This is a genomic window from Streptococcus sp. 27098_8_12, assembly GCF_041432115.1.
GTDB classification, from domain to species: Bacteria; Bacillota; Bacilli; order Lactobacillales; family Streptococcaceae; genus Streptococcus; species Streptococcus parasanguinis_V.
This window is the reverse complement of sequence record NZ_JAPVZA010000002.1, coordinates 41796-58313: the sequence shown is the minus strand read 5'-3', so window position 1 is coordinate 58313 and position 16518 is coordinate 41796. Positions and strand designations below refer to the sequence as shown.

13 protein-coding genes are annotated in these 16518 nt (G+C 44.1%); 10 read left to right on the top strand and 3 right to left on the bottom strand.

Annotated elements, in window-relative coordinates; translation table 11 throughout:
* Positions 1-118 precede the first annotated feature (118 nt).
* Positions 119-2098 carry a peptide ABC transporter substrate-binding protein gene (locus tag O3629_RS01060; RefSeq protein WP_371608583.1) on the top strand — a complete coding sequence of 660 codons (1980 nt, stop codon included), beginning with the start codon at positions 119-121 and terminating at the stop codon, positions 2096-2098.
* A gap of 123 nt (positions 2099-2221) precedes the next feature.
* On the top strand, positions 2222-4723 hold the full coding sequence (gene leuS, locus O3629_RS01055) for a leucine--tRNA ligase (RefSeq protein WP_371608582.1): 2502 nt from the start codon (positions 2222-2224) through the stop codon (positions 4721-4723).
* Positions 4724-4903: 180 nt separating this feature from the next.
* Here the strand turns inward: leuS and O3629_RS01050 are convergent, their stop codons facing one another.
* From O3629_RS01050 to cbiM, 3 genes are read right to left on the bottom strand one after another with little or no spacing between them, the layout of a single operon-like run.
* Positions 4904-5629, bottom strand: a complete 726-nt coding sequence (locus O3629_RS01050; protein WP_371608581.1) for an energy-coupling factor ABC transporter ATP-binding protein — start codon at positions 5627-5629, stop codon at positions 4904-4906.
* Positions 5630-5641: 12 nt separating this feature from the next.
* Complete coding sequence (locus O3629_RS01045; protein WP_371608580.1) at positions 5642-6430, bottom strand: energy-coupling factor transporter transmembrane component T; 789 nt, start codon at positions 6428-6430, stop codon at positions 5642-5644.
* Positions 6423-7406: a cobalt transporter CbiM gene (cbiM, locus tag O3629_RS01040; protein ID WP_021154344.1), complete on the bottom strand. Its 984-nt coding sequence runs from the start codon at positions 7404-7406 to the stop codon at positions 6423-6425. Before cbiM ends, O3629_RS01045 begins: the two co-directional genes overlap by 8 nt.
* Positions 7407-7696: 290 nt before the next feature.
* Between cbiM and O3629_RS01035 the strand changes: the two genes are divergently transcribed.
* The 8 genes from O3629_RS01035 (at position 7697) to glmS (ending at position 16464) form a co-directional block, all read left to right on the top strand.
* Positions 7697-8146 carry a MarR family winged helix-turn-helix transcriptional regulator gene (locus tag O3629_RS01035; RefSeq protein WP_024054888.1) on the top strand — a complete coding sequence of 150 codons (450 nt, stop codon included), beginning with the start codon at positions 7697-7699 and terminating at the stop codon, positions 8144-8146.
* Between the two features lie 18 nt (positions 8147-8164).
* Complete coding sequence (locus O3629_RS01030) at positions 8165-9019, top strand: SDR family oxidoreductase (RefSeq protein WP_045759035.1); 855 nt, start codon at positions 8165-8167, stop codon at positions 9017-9019.
* Positions 9012-9740 (top strand): ABC transporter ATP-binding protein, encoded by a 729-nt coding sequence (locus O3629_RS01025; protein WP_045759036.1) that lies wholly within the window; start codon positions 9012-9014, stop codon positions 9738-9740. Before O3629_RS01030 ends, O3629_RS01025 begins: the two co-directional genes overlap by 8 nt.
* On the top strand, positions 9733-11253 hold the full coding sequence (locus tag O3629_RS01020) for an ABC transporter permease/substrate-binding protein (protein ID WP_371608579.1): 1521 nt from the start codon (positions 9733-9735) through the stop codon (positions 11251-11253). The genes O3629_RS01025 and O3629_RS01020 overlap by 8 nt, the downstream gene beginning before the upstream one ends.
* A complete protein-coding gene (locus tag O3629_RS01015) occupies positions 11250-11873 on the top strand; it encodes an endonuclease III domain-containing protein (RefSeq protein WP_024056208.1) in 624 nt (207 codons plus the stop codon). Before O3629_RS01020 ends, O3629_RS01015 begins: the two co-directional genes overlap by 4 nt.
* 334 nt (positions 11874-12207) lie before the next feature.
* Complete coding sequence (locus O3629_RS01010) at positions 12208-12903, top strand: gamma-glutamyl-gamma-aminobutyrate hydrolase family protein (protein WP_371608578.1); 696 nt, start codon at positions 12208-12210, stop codon at positions 12901-12903.
* Between the two features lie 134 nt (positions 12904-13037).
* The gene (locus tag O3629_RS01005) at positions 13038-14423 is read left to right on the top strand and encodes a glycoside hydrolase family 1 protein (protein WP_371608577.1); all 1386 of its coding nucleotides are present in this window, start codon (positions 13038-13040) and stop codon (positions 14421-14423) included.
* Between the two features lie 232 nt (positions 14424-14655).
* Positions 14656-16464 (top strand): glutamine--fructose-6-phosphate transaminase (isomerizing), encoded by a 1809-nt coding sequence (glmS, locus tag O3629_RS01000; protein WP_155168100.1) that lies wholly within the window; start codon positions 14656-14658, stop codon positions 16462-16464.
* The last annotated feature ends 54 nt before the right edge of the window (positions 16465-16518 follow it).

The window sequence follows — 16518 nt, the reverse complement described above, 5'->3', positions numbered from 1 at the left end:
CGGAAAAAATTCTAGAAAAAGAAAAAAGAGAACAATTTCGCAGTAAAAGCGTTTACATTTTCCTGGAAAGTGCTATAATTTAAATTGAATATAACATTTTTACAATGAGGTGAATTATATGAACAAAGGAAAGGTACTCTTAGCTACCAGCGCTCTGCTTTTATCAGCTGGTGTCCTAGTAGCTTGCTCAGGTGGAAAATCTGGAAGTTCCGGTGGACAGACGTTTAGCTATGTTTATACCCAGGATCCGGATACGCTCGACTATTCGATTTCCAATAAAAAATCGACTTCCGAGTTTACAGGAAATGCGGTAGATGGATTATTGGAAGTAGACAAGTATGGGAACTTAATCCCTTCGCTTGCTAAAGACTGGACTGTTTCCAAAGACGGCTTGACCTATACTTATAAACTCCGCAAAGGGGTCAAATGGATGACTTCTGAAGGGGAAGAATATGGAGGAGAGGTTAAGGCCCAAGACTTTGTGACAGGTCTCAAGCACGCGGCGGATAAGAAATCTTCGGCCCTCTATCTCGTCCAAAAATCTGTCAAAGGCTTGGATGATTATGTCTCAGGAAAAACCAAAGACTTCTCAACGGTTGGTATCAAAGCCATTGATGATTATACCGTTCAATATACCTTGAGCCAGCCTGAAAGCTTCTGGAATTCTAAGACCACGATGGGGATCCTGATGCCGGTCAACGAAGAATTCTTGAAATCCAAGGGAGATGATTACGGTCAAGGAACCTCTCCGTCTAGTATCCTCTACTGCGGACCTTATTTGATCAAATCCATTACTTCGAAATCTTCTGCGATATTAGAAAAAAATCCAACCTACTGGGATGCGGAAAATGTCAAGATCAGTAAAGTCAAACTGACCTATTATGATGGTCAAGACTCCGAGTCTCTGATCCGTGGATTTGATAACGGTGACTATACAGTTGCCCGTGTTTTCCCAAATGGTTCCAACTATAAGAGTGTAGAGAAGAAGCATAAGGACGACATCGTCTATACTGACCAAGGTTCCTCAACCTATAACCTTTCCTTCAACATTGACCGTCAGGCCTATGAAATCACAAAGAAGACCACGGATGCTCAAAAGGCCTCTACCAAGAAAGCAATCTTGAACAAGGACTTCCGTCAAGCTATTATGTTTGCCTTCAACCGCAAGGCTTATGTAGCGCAAACTAACGGGGAAGCGGGTGCCAATAAGGTGATCCGTAATACCTTTACGCCACCAAACTTTGTCCAAATCGATGGCAAACAATTTGGTGATGCAGTAGAAAAAGACTTAGAAGCTTATGGGGATGAATGGAAAGGGGTCTCTGTCGCAGATGGAAAAGACACCCTCTACAATCCAAGCAAGGCCAAAGAAGAGTTTGCCAAAGCTAAGGCAGAATTGCAGTCTCAAGGAGTTGAATTCCCAATTCATTTAGACCTTCCAACTTCTTCGACTTATACGGAAGGAATCAAACAAGCCCAATCCTTCAAACAGTCGATTGAATCTACATTGGGAGCAGAAAATATTGTCATCGATCTGAATATGGTTTCTGAGGATGATCTTCAACGAGTGACTTACTTTGCTGAAAATGCTTCCCAACAAGACTGGGATCTAAACAATAACTTGGGCTGGGGACCAGACTATACGGACCCATCTTCTTACATCGACATCACCAGTGGTAAATCTGGTGAAAATGCCAATTCTTACTTTGGATTCGATGCTGGTACGGATAATGCGGCGGCAAAAGCAGCTGGCTTTGATGAGTACAATCAATTAATTGAAGACGCTCAAAAAGAAAACACAGATGTCAACAAGCGTTATGAAAAATATGCTGCGGCTCAAGCTTGGTTGACCGATAGTGCCCTCTTGATTCCGATTCATTCGGATGGAGCTTCTCCAGTCGTTCGTAAGACTGTACCATACTCTGCAGCCTTTGCTTGGACCGGCCACAAGGGTCAAACCTTTAACTATAAGTATTTAGAAGTTCAAGACAAGGTCGTAGCGGCGAAAGACTACGACAAAGCGCGTGAACAATGGAAGAAAGAAAAAGAAGAATCCAATAAAAAAGCGCAAAAAGAACTTGAAAAGCATGTGAAATAGACTTTTCTTAGCGAAAACAGGATGGACAGGTCCCGTATGGGACCTGTCTTTTTCTTTATCTGAACCTTTAAAAATCGCCTAAAAATGGTATAATAGGAGCATCACGAAAATTGGAGAGACGCTATGAGTTTTTACGATCATAAAGAAATCGAGCCTAAGTGGCAAAAATACTGGGCTGACCATCATACTTTTAAGACAGGAACAGATGCTTCAAAACCTAAGTTTTATGCATTGGACATGTTCCCTTACCCATCTGGAGCGGGTCTACACGTAGGACACCCAGAAGGCTACACAGCAACAGATATCCTTAGCCGTTTCAAACGTGCGCAAGGCTACAACGTCCTTCACCCAATGGGCTGGGATGCTTTTGGTTTGCCTGCAGAGCAATATGCGATGGATACAGGGAATGACCCAGCAGAATTCACAGCGGAAAACATTGCCAACTTCAAACGCCAAATTAATGCCCTTGGATTCTCTTACGACTGGGACCGTGAAGTCAATACGACAGACCCAAACTACTATAAATGGACACAATGGATCTTCACTAAGCTTTACGAAAAAGGTTTGGCCTATGAAGCTGAAGTGCCAGTAAACTGGGTGGAAGAGTTGGGAACAGCCATCGCCAACGAAGAAGTCCTTCCTGATGGAACGTCTGAGCGTGGAGGCTATCCAGTTGTCCGCAAACCAATGCGCCAATGGATGCTCAAAATCACTGCCTATGCGGAACGTTTGCTGACTGACTTGGATGACCTTGACTGGCCAGAGTCTATCAAGGACATGCAACGCAACTGGATTGGAAAATCAACTGGTGCCAATGTCACCTTCAAAGTGAAAGGGACTGACAAGGAATTCACCGTCTTTACGACACGCCCTGACACCCTTTTTGGGGCGACTTTCACTGTTTTGGCTCCTGAGCATGACTTGGTAGATGCTATCACAAGTCCTGAACAAGCTGAGGCTGTAGCTGATTACAAACACCAAGCTAGCCTTAAATCAGACTTGGCTCGTACAGACCTTGCCAAGGAAAAAACAGGGGTTTGGACGGGTGCTTATGCCATCAACCCTGTCAATGGGAAAGAAATCCCAATCTGGATTGCTGACTATGTTCTTGCTAGCTACGGAACAGGTGCTGTTATGGCTGTACCTGCCCACGACCAACGTGACTGGGAATTTGCCAAACAGTTTGGTCTTCCAATCGTAGAAGTGCTGGAAGGTGGAAACGTTGAAGAGGCTGCTTACACAGAAGATGGCCTTCACGTCAACTCAGACTTCTTGAACGGTCTTAACAAAGAAGAAGCGATTGCCAAAATTGTGACTTGGTTGGAAGAAAAAGGCTGTGGTCAAGAGAAGGTGACTTACCGTCTCCGCGACTGGCTCTTTAGTCGTCAACGTTACTGGGGTGAACCAATCCCAATCATCCATTGGGAAGATGGAACTTCAACAGCTGTTCCAGAAAGTGAACTCCCACTTGTCTTACCAGTAACTAAGGACATCCGCCCTTCAGGTACTGGTGAAAGCCCACTAGCTAACTTGACAGACTGGCTGGAAGTGACTCGTGAAGATGGCGTCAAAGGTCGTCGTGAGACCAATACCATGCCACAATGGGCAGGTTCAAGCTGGTACTACCTCCGCTATATCGATCCACATAACACAGAAAAATTGGCTGATGAGGACCTCCTCAAACAATGGTTGCCAGTGGATATCTATGTGGGTGGTGCAGAACATGCCGTACTTCACTTGCTTTACGCTCGTTTCTGGCACAAATTCCTCTATGACCTTGGTGTTGTACCGACTAAAGAGCCATTCCAAAAACTCTTTAACCAAGGAATGATCTTGGGAACTAGCTACCGTGACCACCGTGGTGCTCTTGTGGCGACTGACAAGGTTGAAAAACGTGATGGTTCATTCTTCCACATGGAAACAGGGGAAGAATTGGAGCAAGCACCGGCTAAGATGTCTAAATCCCTCAAGAACGTGGTGAACCCAGACGATGTGGTGGAACAATACGGTGCTGATACCCTTCGTGTCTATGAAATGTTCATGGGACCACTTGATGCTTCAATCGCTTGGTCTGAAGAAGGTCTAGAAGGAAGCCGTAAATTCCTCGACCGTGTTTACCGTTTGATCACAAGTAAAGAAATCGTTGCGGAAAACAATGGCGCTCTTGACAAGGTTTATAACGAAACGGTTAAATCTGTTACTGAGCAAGTCGAGTCTATGAAATTCAACACAGCCATTGCCCAACTCATGGTCTTTGTCAATGCAGCTAACAAGGAAGACAAACTCTATGTAGACTACGCCAAAGGCTTTATCCAATTGATTGCCCCATTTGCGCCTCACTTGGCAGAAGAACTCTGGCAAACAGTCGCAGCAACAGGTGAGTCTATCTCTTATGTGGCTTGGCCAACATGGGACGAAAGCAAATTGGTTGAAGACGAAATTGAAATCGTCGTTCAAATCAAAGGAAAAGTCCGTGCTAAACTCATGGTCGCGAAAGATCTTTCACGCGAAGAATTGCAAGAAGTCGCTCTAGCTGACGAAAAAGTCAAAGCAGAAATCGATGGCAAGGACATCGTGAAAGTGATTAGTGTCCCTAATAAACTTGTTAATATCGTTGTTAAATAACGAGTTTATTAGCCCTATCTGCCACCTTCAATAGTCCACTGGACTATTGAAGCCAACTAAATTGGTTAATATTGTTGTAAAATAAAAATGAATCCTTCAGAGTTCAGCTCTGGAGGATTTTTTCGTTTGGTTGATTAAGGATCAAAAAAGCTTCGGTAGGAAGAACCCTACCGAGGCTTTTTAACATGTTGAAAACGATTGTTGAATATCTGGATGATTTTCCCAATCAGCTCGATTGTAGCTTCCTGTAATGGTGTGCTCTTCAGAAAAGAGCAGAACCCGTTCCACAATCGGAGCGATTTGCTCGAAATGGTGGGAGGAAATAACAATCGTTTTTCCTGCTGTTTTGAGTTCTTGGAACAAGGCGACAATCAGCTTCTGGTATTTGGGGGAGAGACCGTTAAAGGGCTCGTCAAATAGCAAGAGACTAGGATTCATGGTGAGGACACTGGCAATGGCGACTAGCTTCTTTTCCCCTCCGGAAAGATGGTAGGGAATACGATCTCTCAGGTGCTCAATCTCTAGAAGACCGAGCGTATCCTTAACGCGTTGTTCGACTTCGGTCTCGGCTAAGCCTAATTGGCGTGGCCCAAAAGCAAGCTCATCATAGACGCTTGTATTGAACAATTGGGTATCGCTGTTTTGAAAAATGAGTCCAACCTGCTGGAAGAGTTGCCCAGCACGATGGGGATCTTTCAAGAAGTCTTGGTCAATGGTCCAGTCCTTGAAGTGGTACTGACCAGAAGAGAGGGGCAGGAGTCCAACCAGAATTTTAAAGAGGGTCGATTTTCCAGCTCCGTTTGGGCCCATCAAGCCCACGGTTTCCCCTTTTTGAATCTGGAGTTGAATATCGTGGACACCAGTTTCTTCGGTATAGTGGTAATTTCCATCCTGAATGGTAATCATAGGGCTTCCTTTCTAGCCAAGTAAGGTCGTGAAGGTCGTGAGAACCGCCAATTCCAATAGGAAAAAGACGTCTTCCTTCTTCCAGTGGAAGGCTTCTTTGCGCTTTGTATCCATACCGTAGCCTCTCAGCAACATGGCCTCGTAGACCTCTTTGGTATGGTTCTTCGTTGATAGATACAGGAGACCCAGAAGAGAGCCAAAGAGATGGAGGTTCACTTTTTGACCAACGGTCCGGAGTTGGACGCACTCAATTTGTTGGTGAAGGTGTTTTCCCAAAATATAACTATATTTCAGCGTAATATCAATGGTCTGGACAAAGGTCTTGGGGACATGTAGCTGCCTTAGGGCCTCGACCAGTTGCACACTTGTCGTTGTGGCTAAAAAGAGAGAAATATTGAGGACAATCATCCCTGCACGTAGCAAAAAGAGTCCTCCATTTTGAAATCCTTGAAATAAGATGCTAGGCAATATCACAATTGTGGAAATCAACAGCACCTTGAACAGGACCTTAAAGAGGTGGAGTAGGACCTCTCCAGGAAGCATGGCAATGTGCATTAACAAAAGGATGCCGATCAACCACAGTTGGATGGGATGGTGGGCAGTCGTAATGAGAATGGCTAAAATTAAAAAGGAAACGAGCCGCATCCAAGACGAAGTTTTGGCCTTGAATGCGGGCGTCGTTTGTTTCATTTTGCCAAGAAAGTGGCGCAATGTTTGAAGATTCATTTGTAAATAGTGATGGCTTTTTGAAGCTTCTAGAGTCGCTTGCTCTTGATGAAGCCAGTCAGGGAGTTTACGCATGAGAAGTTTTTTCTCCGTTCATTGATCGAATGATTTTACTGATGATATAGAAGATAAGGACGGCTGTCACGGCTGAGAGAATATAGCCGATCGCAATTTTAGTTCCAGGAATGGTGTAATCACTAAACAAGGCATCAAATGAGAATCCATTTTTGATCCCTGTTGGAACTTTGCCATGAAGCAGGCTACCCAATTCTTCAGCAGACCATTCACCAAAGGCTGTCCCATCTGCGAGAAGTCCAAGTGGGCTGAGGACGATCAAAGCAAGGAGCACCCAGCGAATTTTTTTAACGAATGAAGTTGTATTGACTGAACTTGGTGTGTACAACTCTGTAGGAGCGACTTGTTTGACAAAACGGTAAATCACAAAGGTGAAGAAGGCTTCGACCCAACCTGCTACAAGGAGGTGAGCTCCCAACATGGCAGGTACGGTAATACTCAATCCATAAGGGTTATAGAGCGGCTGACCAGCTTCTGAAGCGATGAGTGGTTGCAAGCCCAATTCAACACCAGCTAAGAAGGCTGCAGCATTGATCGAAAGATAAGAGCCGACAATGACGCCAAGCGTTTCCTGATGGTGCTTGCGGAACAAGCTATAAATAGCATAACCAACGAAAGGCATCACAATGGCCATGTTGAAAATATTGGCCCCAAGAGCGAGAATACCTCCATCCCCAAATAAGAAGGCCTGTAGCAGTAAGGCGACTGTCAGCGCCAGAGAGGCTGCATAGGGACCTATGAGAATGGCAAGAAGGGTTCCTCCGACAGCGTGAGCGGTCGTTCCGCCAGGGACAGGAACATTAAACATCATTAATAAGAAGGACAAAGAAGCAGCGATCCCAAGCATCGGAGCCAGCTCTTTATTTTCTTTTAATTGCACCTTGACTTTTTTGACAGATAAGACAATAACAGGTGCAGCAGCAACCGCTAAAACCGCACAACTTGCAGGACTAAGGTAATTATCTGGTATATGCATAACAAATTCTCCGTTAGTATGAATTATTTTCGTTAACAGATTACCACATTATAAAATCAGGTGTCGTTACAAAACGAGTCCAACATTTGTTACACATGCTAGAAAGAGGGCTATCTTGCTAAAAGAAATTAGTAGAAAGAAGAAGAAAAAACTAGTTTGAAGGGCTAGAAAGGCTTTTTTAAGGTGAATTTGGATAAAATTATTGGTTCCATATCGAAATAGTTGACAGATGTAACAAGCAGTGGTACAATGATTTTGATATTTCGATATAGAAATAAAAAGGAGACAAAATGGACAAGATGTTAGGGGGCTACCAAGCTTTACAGATACGCTTATTAGACGGGCGACTTTTTCAAAAACTCTTGAGCAAGGAACCAGATGCCCAATACCGAAGTGAACAGGGGAAAATTTTAACGATTTTGTGGAAGCAAGACTTGGGGTGCGCTACTGCGACCGATATCGCTCTTGCGACGGGCCTAGCCAATAATACATTGACCAGCATGGTTAAGAAACTGGAAGAACAAGGCTTGGTTACGATTCAACCTTGTACGCAGGATAAAAGGAAAAAATATATTTCTTTGACAGATCTCGGTTGGGCGCAAAAAGAAATTGGAGACCGCGTTAGTAAAGAGTTGGGTGAGATTTTCTACCAAGGCTTTTCGGATCAAGAGATCCGAGAATTTGAAGCCTATCAAGAGCGTATTATTGACAATTTAAAAGCTAAAGAAAATGACATCTAGGGAAAGGAAGAAACAGTTATGATTGGAATAACAGGTGTAACAGGGAAATTAGGCTCTTATGTGGCTGATCTTGTCGATAAAAAAGGAATTGCTTCTATCCATCTGGCAAGAAGCCCAGAGCGTGCAAAAGTCTACGCGTCTGCGGAAATCCGTAAAATAGTGTATACCAATACTCCAAAAGTGGTTGAGGCCTTGAAGGGGGTCGATGTCTTATTGATGGTCTCTGCTCGGGAAAATCCAGAGCGTGTTGAGGAACACAAGAGTCTTTTAGATGCCGCAAAGCTTGCTGGGGTGCAGCATATTGTTTGTACCTCCTTTTATGGGGCAGATGAGAAGGCAACTTTTACATTGTCTCGAGATCATGCCCAGACGGAAGCCTATATCAAGGAGTTGGGGTTCACCTACACTTTTTTGAGAGATAATTTTTACTTGGACTTCTTGATTGATATGGCGCTTGAAAATGGAGAGATTCGTGGTCCAGCAGGAAGTGGGAAGGTTTCAGCAGTTGCCCGTAAGGACACATCTAGTGTTGCAGCAGAGATTCTTTTACATGCTAAGAAATGGGAAAATCAAACCTTGAATTTGACAGGGCCAGAGGATCTTTCCATGGAAGAAATCGTAGCGCTTCTCTCAAAAGAGAGCGGTAAAACCATCGCGTATGTAGATGAATCAGTAGAAGAAGCCTATGAGTCACGGAAAAAATGGCCAGCACAAACTTGGGAGTATGATGCCTGGGTCAGTACCTATACAGCGATTAAAGCTGGAGAACAAGCTGGGGTTTCAACAGATGTCGAAAAAGTCCTAGGGTATCCAGCAAGTAGCTTATTGGATATTCTTAGAGACAGAAAACTTATTGAGGAAAAATATGATTGAATACAAACATGTAGCCTTGCGCTACACGGAAAAGGACATTTTGAAAGATGTCAATCTCCGCATTGAAAATGGAGAATTTATGGTTCTTGTGGGACCTTCAGGATCTGGAAAGACCACCATGATCAAGATGGTGAACCGTCTCTTGGAGCCGACGGATGGCAATATCTATATGGATGGGAAACGCATCAAAGAATATGACGAACGGGAGTTACGTCTCAGTACCGGCTATGTCCTTCAAGCCATTGCCCTATTTCCAAACTTGACCGTTGCTGAAAATATTGCTCTCATTCCTGAGATGAAGGGCTGGACTAAAGAACAAATTGCTTCTAAAACAGAAGAACTCTTGGCCAAGGTGGGGCTACCTGCTGCAGATTATGCTCATCGTTTACCAAGCGAGTTATCTGGTGGCGAGCAACAGCGGATTGGTATTGTGCGGGCTATCATTGGGGAACCAAAGATTCTATTGATGGACGAGCCTTTTTCAGCCTTGGATGCCATCTCCCGTAAGCAGTTGCAGGCTTTGACTAAAAAATTGCACAAAGAGTTTGGTATGACCACCATCTTCGTTACCCATGATACGGATGAGGCCTTAAAATTAGGGGATCAAATTGCAGTGTTGCAGGATGGAGAAATCCGCCAGGTGGCAGACCCTGAAACAATTTTACAAGCGCCTGCGACAGACTTTGTCGCAGATTTGTTTGGAGGTGCTCACCATGTCTAAACTACTTACAACTTTTCAAGATCGTTTTGGGGAATGGTTAACAGCCCTTGGGCAACACTTGCAATTGTCTCTTTTGACCTTATTGGTTGCTATTTTTCTGACCATCCCACTTGCGGTTTATCTAAATAGTCACAAAAAAGTGGCGAATTGGGTGCTACAAGTTGCGGGTATCTTCCAGACCATTCCCTCAATGGCTTTGTTGGGGCTCTTTATTCCTTTCATGGGGATTGGAACCTTACCGGCCCTTACAGCTCTAGTCATTTATGCTATTTTCCCGATTTTGGAAAATACAATCACAGCCTTGAACGGCATTGATCCTAGTCTTGAGGAGGCAGGGATTGCTTTTGGAATGACCAAGTGGGAGCGACTCAAGAAGTTTGAAATTCCACTGGCCATGCCTGTTATTGTATCAGGGGTTCGTACAGCAACCGTTATGATCATTGGGACAGCGACTTTAGCCGCTCTTGTTGGAGCTGGTGGATTGGGCTCCTTTATCCTTTTGGGGATTGATCGTCGAAATGCTAGTCTCATTTTAATCGGCGCAATCTCATCAGCCATTTTGGCCATTCTATTTAATGTTATTCTCAAATGGTTGGAAAAGGCAAAGTTGCGTACGATTGTTGCGGCCTTTGCGGTGATGCTCCTTGGTTTGGGAGCGAGTTACGCTCCAAGCATGATTCCTCAGAAAGAAAAAGAAAATCTAGTCGTAGCTGGGAAATTGGGGCCTGAGCCTGAAATTCTCATGAATATGTACAAACTTCTCATTGAGGAAAATAGTGACATGACAGTGACGGTTAAGCCTAACTTTGGGAAGACAGATTTCCTTTATCAAGCGCTTAAAAAGGGTGATATCGATATCTATCCAGAATTTACAGGGACCATTACAAGTTCTCTTTTGCAACCAGCTCCTAAAGTCAGCAACGACTCCAAAGAAGTTTTCGAGGTTGCGCGTGATGGTATAAGGAAACAAGACAATCTCGTCTTGCTCAAACCCATGGCTTATCAAAACACCTATGCGATTGCTGTTCCGAAAAAGATTGCAAAAGAGTATAATCTGAAGACGATTTCTGATCTCAAGAAAGTTCAGGACAAGCTTAAAGCTGGTTTCACGTTGGAATTTAACGACCGTGAGGACGGAAACAAAGGGCTTCAATCAGTTTATGGACTAAATTTTAATGTAGCTACCATGGAGCCGGCCCTTCGCTATGAGGCAATCCAACAAGGCAATATCCAAATAACAGATGCCTATTCAACAGACCCAGAAATTGCTCAATATGATCTAGTTGTTCTAGAGGATGACCAACACCTCTTCCCACCTTACCAAGGAGCACCCCTCATGAAAGAAGCTCTTCTTAAGAAACATCCAGAATTGGAAGGTATTCTTAATAAGTTATCTGGTAAAATCACAGAGAGCCAAATGAGTCAAATGAACTACCAAGTGGGAGTAGAAGGAAAACCTGCTGCCAAAGTAGCGCGTGACTTTTTGGTCAAACAGGGATTATTGAAGAAATGATGCAGCAAGAGGAAATACAAGAGACTCTTTTGCGACTCTGTGAGCACTATGGAGAACAAAATTGGTGGCAATCGGAGAACAAACTGGAAGATCTGGTATCGACTATTTTGATCCAACGGACAACAGAGAAGAATGCTAAGTTGGCTTTAGCTGGTTTGATGGATGTCATGACAGTAGAGGGGATCCTGGCTTTACCGCTAGAAGAGTTACAGGAACGTATTCGGCCTGCCGGATTTTTTAAGCAAAAATCTCAAACGATTAGGGGACTTCTGATATGGTTAAGAGAAGTTGGTGGTTTTGAGGTTCTGTCCAAGATTGGAACAGAAGATTTACGGAAGCAACTGTTGGAGTTAAAAGGGATTGGACCAGAGACTGCAGATGCACTTTTACTTTATCTTTTTGATCGTCCAGTTTTTATTTCGGATGAATATGCGAGAAGACTTTTTCGACGCTTAGGATTTGGAAACTATGATACCTATAATGACATGCATGCTGTTTATGGTAACGTCTTGGAAGGGCTCGCTCTCAAACAATGCCAGGAGATCCATGCTGTCATTGATGAACATGGGAAAGCTTTTCGCAAAAGTAAAGGCCAGTTAGACGAAAGTTGGTTACGATAAAAAAGAGCCCGGGACAGTCGTTCCCTGACTCCACAAAAGCAACGGATTTGCCGTTGCTTTTTGCATGGTTTCGATAGCCTTAGTAAAATAGAATTGGTCAATAAGTCATTTAGAAAATCGATCTCATGCATATGAAAAAGTGATGAATACAGTAGAGAATAGTCACTTCTACACTCTCTATCATCACTTTGGCTGCCCTTTTTAACCCCTAAAATGCTTTCAGCAAGCTTTTGGGTTAGAAGAGGAGACCTTCCTTCAAAAACTCTCCATTGAGTCTGGCTTAAAATTATGTTACAATAAGCTTTGAAAATGAATGAAAGTATATGGAAAAAGTATGAAAAAACAACCAGTGATTGGAATTACAGGAAATGAAAGACCCTTCCCAGATGATCCAGACGCGAACATGAGTTATGCGGCGACTGGTTTTGTCGAAGCGGTCAAAGAGGCAGGAGGGATTCCCTTGATCTTGCCAATTGGAGATGCAGCCTTGGCTAAAGACTATATATCGATGATTGATAAGCTCATCATCACCGGTGGACAAAATGTCTTGCCCAAGTTTTACGGAGAAGAAATCACCATCGACAGTGATGATTACCTCTTGAAACGCGATCTCTTCGAGTTGGCCTTGATTGAAGAAGCGCGTGCGGCTAAAAAAGCGATCTTTACCGTCTGCCGTGGGACCCAGCTCTATAATGTCGCTTTAGGGGGAACTCTGCATCAAGACATTGAACACCACTGGCAGGACAATCCAGGTCAGTACACCAGCCAAGAGTTGGTGACCAAGGATCAGACGACCCTGCAAGAGATCTATGGTAAGACCAGTCGCATCAATTCTTTCCATCATCAAAGTATTAAAGACTTGGCAGATGGCCTAGAAGTGATCGCGTGGGATCCTAAAGATGACATCATAGAAGCTGTTCAATCCACAGATGAGAGCCGTTTCCTCGGCGTTCAGTGGCATCCGGAACTGCGTTTTGACAAGAGCCCAGCAGATCGCAAGCTCTTTGAATATGTCGTGACTCAATTGTAAAAAGGACCAGCTCCCTTAGGAATTTTTCCTAAGGGGCTTTTTCTTTAATCTGCGTAAGAAAGACTGTAAATTGTGCCTAGGTTTTGGGGGAGGATGCGCTACAATAGAGCTAGTAGAATGAGGAGGATTAGGACATGTATCAATTTCCAAAGGATTTTTTATGGGGGAGTTCGACCTCGGGGCCTCAAACAGAAGGACGTCTAGCCCAGGATGGAAAGGGAGACAATCTCTGGGATTACTGGTATAGGGTCGAGCCCAACCGCTTTTATCAAGGGCAAGGACCAGAGAAAACATCGACTTTTTATGAACACTGGGAAGAAGATTTGGATCTCTTGTTAGAAACCGGCCACACCGCCTTTCGAACCTCTATTCAGTGGTCACGTATTTTCCCAGAAGGACGAGGGGAGATCAATCAAACAGGTGTTGATTTCTACCGCCGTGTCTTTGAAAAGATCAAAGAAAAAGGGATTCACCTCTTGGTCAACCTCTATCATTTTGATTTACCGATGGCTCTTCAAGAGCAAGGGGATGGTTGGGAAAATAAAGAAACCGCCTATGCTTACCAAGAATATGCGCGTTTTTGTTTCAAGACCTATGGGGATCTGGTCGATCAGTGGATCACCTTTAATGAACCCATTGTCCCTGTGGAGTTTGGTTATTTTTATGATGCTCATTTTCCTCATAAGGTAGACGCGGCAGCAGCAGTAAAAGTGGCCTACCACACCCAGTTAGCAAGCTCTCTAGCAGTGAAGGCCTGTCATGAGGTGAATCCTAATTACCGTATCGGGATTGTGCTCAATTTGACACCAGCCTATCCTCGGAGCCAGCATCCAGAAGATGTGAAAGCTGCGCGTATTGCCGAGCTCTTTCAAGCCAAATCTTTTTTAGATCCATCTGTTCTTGGTCATTATCCTGAAGAATTAGTGGAGATCCTACGGGAGCGCGATCTCTTACCGGATTATGATCCCTTTGAATTGCGCTTGATCGAGGAAAATACGGTGGATTACCTAGGGGTTAACTATTACCAACCACTCCGTGTGGCGGCTCCTCGTTATGCTCCAAATCCAGCATCTCCTCTACTCTTTGAACAATTCTATGAACCCTATGTCATGCCAGGCCGCAAGATCAATCCCCACCGGGGTTGGGAAATCTATGAGCAAGGCTTGTATGACATTGCCCAAAATATCAAGGAAAACTATGGCAATATCGAGTGGATCCTGACAGAAAATGGGATGGGAGTCGAAGGAGAGGAAAAATTCCGCAAGGATGGCGTGATCCAAGACGACTACCGGATTGACTTTGTCAAAGACCATCTTCGTGAGCTCCATCGGGCTATTCAAGATGGTGCCAACTGTAAAGGTTATTTGATCTGGACCTTTATTGACTGCTGGTCATGGCTCAATGGCTACAAGAACCGCTATGGCTTGGTTGAGTTGGAGCTCGAAAGTCAAAAACGAACCCTCAAAAAATCTGGTCATTGGTTCCGTAAGTTGAGTCAGCGGAATGGATTTGAAGAGTAGAAAAAGCAACCTATCAACCAAGATGTTGATAGGTTTTTCTTAACCCTCCCTTAACTAGACCAATTTTCTTGAATTTCCTAGTTGACAAACTGGAAGAAGCATTGTATACTGACTCCGATGGTTGCTTTTTGGTCAAATTAGACTAGACCAATTTTAAAGTAGCTGAGAAATCGACCATGGGTCGTTTGACTAAGTAAAGGGGAAAGTATAGCAAGGCTATATCGTAAAAATTATGTGCGGAATCGTTGGTGTTGTAGGAAATACAAATGCTACAGATATTTTGATTCAAGGACTTGAAAAACTCGAATACCGAGGCTATGACTCTGCGGGTGTTTTCCTGGCTAGTGAAGGCAAGAGCCAATTGGTAAAGGCAGTTGGCCGCATTGCAGAATTGTCGTCTAAGGCAGAAGGTGTCGAAGGAACAGCTGGGATCGGACATACCCGCTGGGCCACTCACGGAAAACCAACTGAGGACAATGCTCACCCACACCGCTCGGAAACAGGTCGCTTTGTTTTGGTCCACAATGGGGTCATTGAAAATTACCTTGAAATCAAGGAAGAATACCTAGCAGGTCACCATTTCAAGGGGCAAACAGATACAGAAATTGCTGCCCACTTGATCGGAAAATTTGCTGAAGAAGATGGCTTGTCTACGCTTGAAGCCTTCAAAAAAGCCCTCCACATCATCCGTGGGGCCTATGCTTTTGCTTTGATGGATGCGGAAGATCCAAGCACCATCTATGTAGCAAAAAATAAATCACCACTCTTGATCGGTCTTGGCGATGGCTACAATATGGTCTGCTCAGATGCCATGGCTATGATTCGCGAAACCAACCAATACATGGAAATCCATGACCAAGAGTTGGTCATTGTCAAGGCTGACAGTGTTGAAGTGCAAGACTATGATGGAAACGTCAAAGAACGGGCTAGCTACACGGCTGAACTTGACCTTTCTGATATTGGAAAAGGGACTTACCCATACTATATGCTCAAAGAAATTGATGAGCAACCAACTGTCATGCGTAAGTTGATCCAAGCCTATACAGATGAATCTGGTCAAGTAGTGGTAGATCCAGCTATTATCAAGGCTGTTCAAGAAGCGGACCGCATCTATATCCTTGCGGCTGGTACCTCTTACCATGCTGGATTTGCGTCTAAAAAAATGTTAGAAGAGTTGACAGATACCCCAGTAGAACTCGGTATCTCCTCTGAGTGGGGCTACGGTATGCCACTTCTCAGCAAGAAACCACTCTTCATCTTTATCAGCCAATCTGGTGAAACAGCCGATAGCCGCCAAGTGTTGGTCAAAGCCAATGAAATGGGAATTCCAAGCTTGACAGTGACCAATGTTCCAGGTTCAACTCTTTCACGTGAAGCAGACATGACCATGTTGCTCCATGCTGGTCCTGAAATTGCGGTAGCTTCTACTAAGGCTTATACGTCTCAAATCGCAGCCCTTGCCTTTCTGGCTAAAGCTGTTGGGGAAGCCAATGGCAATGAGAAGGCCAAAGCCTTTGATTTGGTGCACGAATTGTCTATCGTTGCCCAATCGATCGAATCAACCCTTTCAGAAAAAGAAGTGATCGACGAAAAAGTTCGTGGCTTGTTGGAAACAACCCGTAATGCTTTCTATATCGGACGTGGCCAAGATTACTATGTTGCCATGGAAGCTAGTCTGAAACTAAAAGAAATTTCTTACATCCAATGTGAAGGCTTCGCTGCGGGTGAGTTGAAACACGGTACCATCGCTCTGATCGAAGAGGGTACACCGGTCATTGCCCTCTTGTCTGATCCAGTCCTAGCCAGCCACACACGTGGGAACATCCAAGAAGTGGCAGCACGTGGGGCTCATGTTTTAACCATTGCAGAAGAAAATGTCGCTAAAGAGACAGATGATTTAGTCTTGACGGCGGTTCACCCTTATCTATCACCAATCTCAATGGTGGTGCCAACCCAATTGATTGCTTACTTTGCAACCCTTCATCGTGGACTCGATGTCGACAAACCACGGAACCTTGCTAAGTCTGTAACGGTTGAATAAACTTGTCTATATAGAAAAAACATCCTCGTTAGGTTTTTCCTAACGAGGATATTT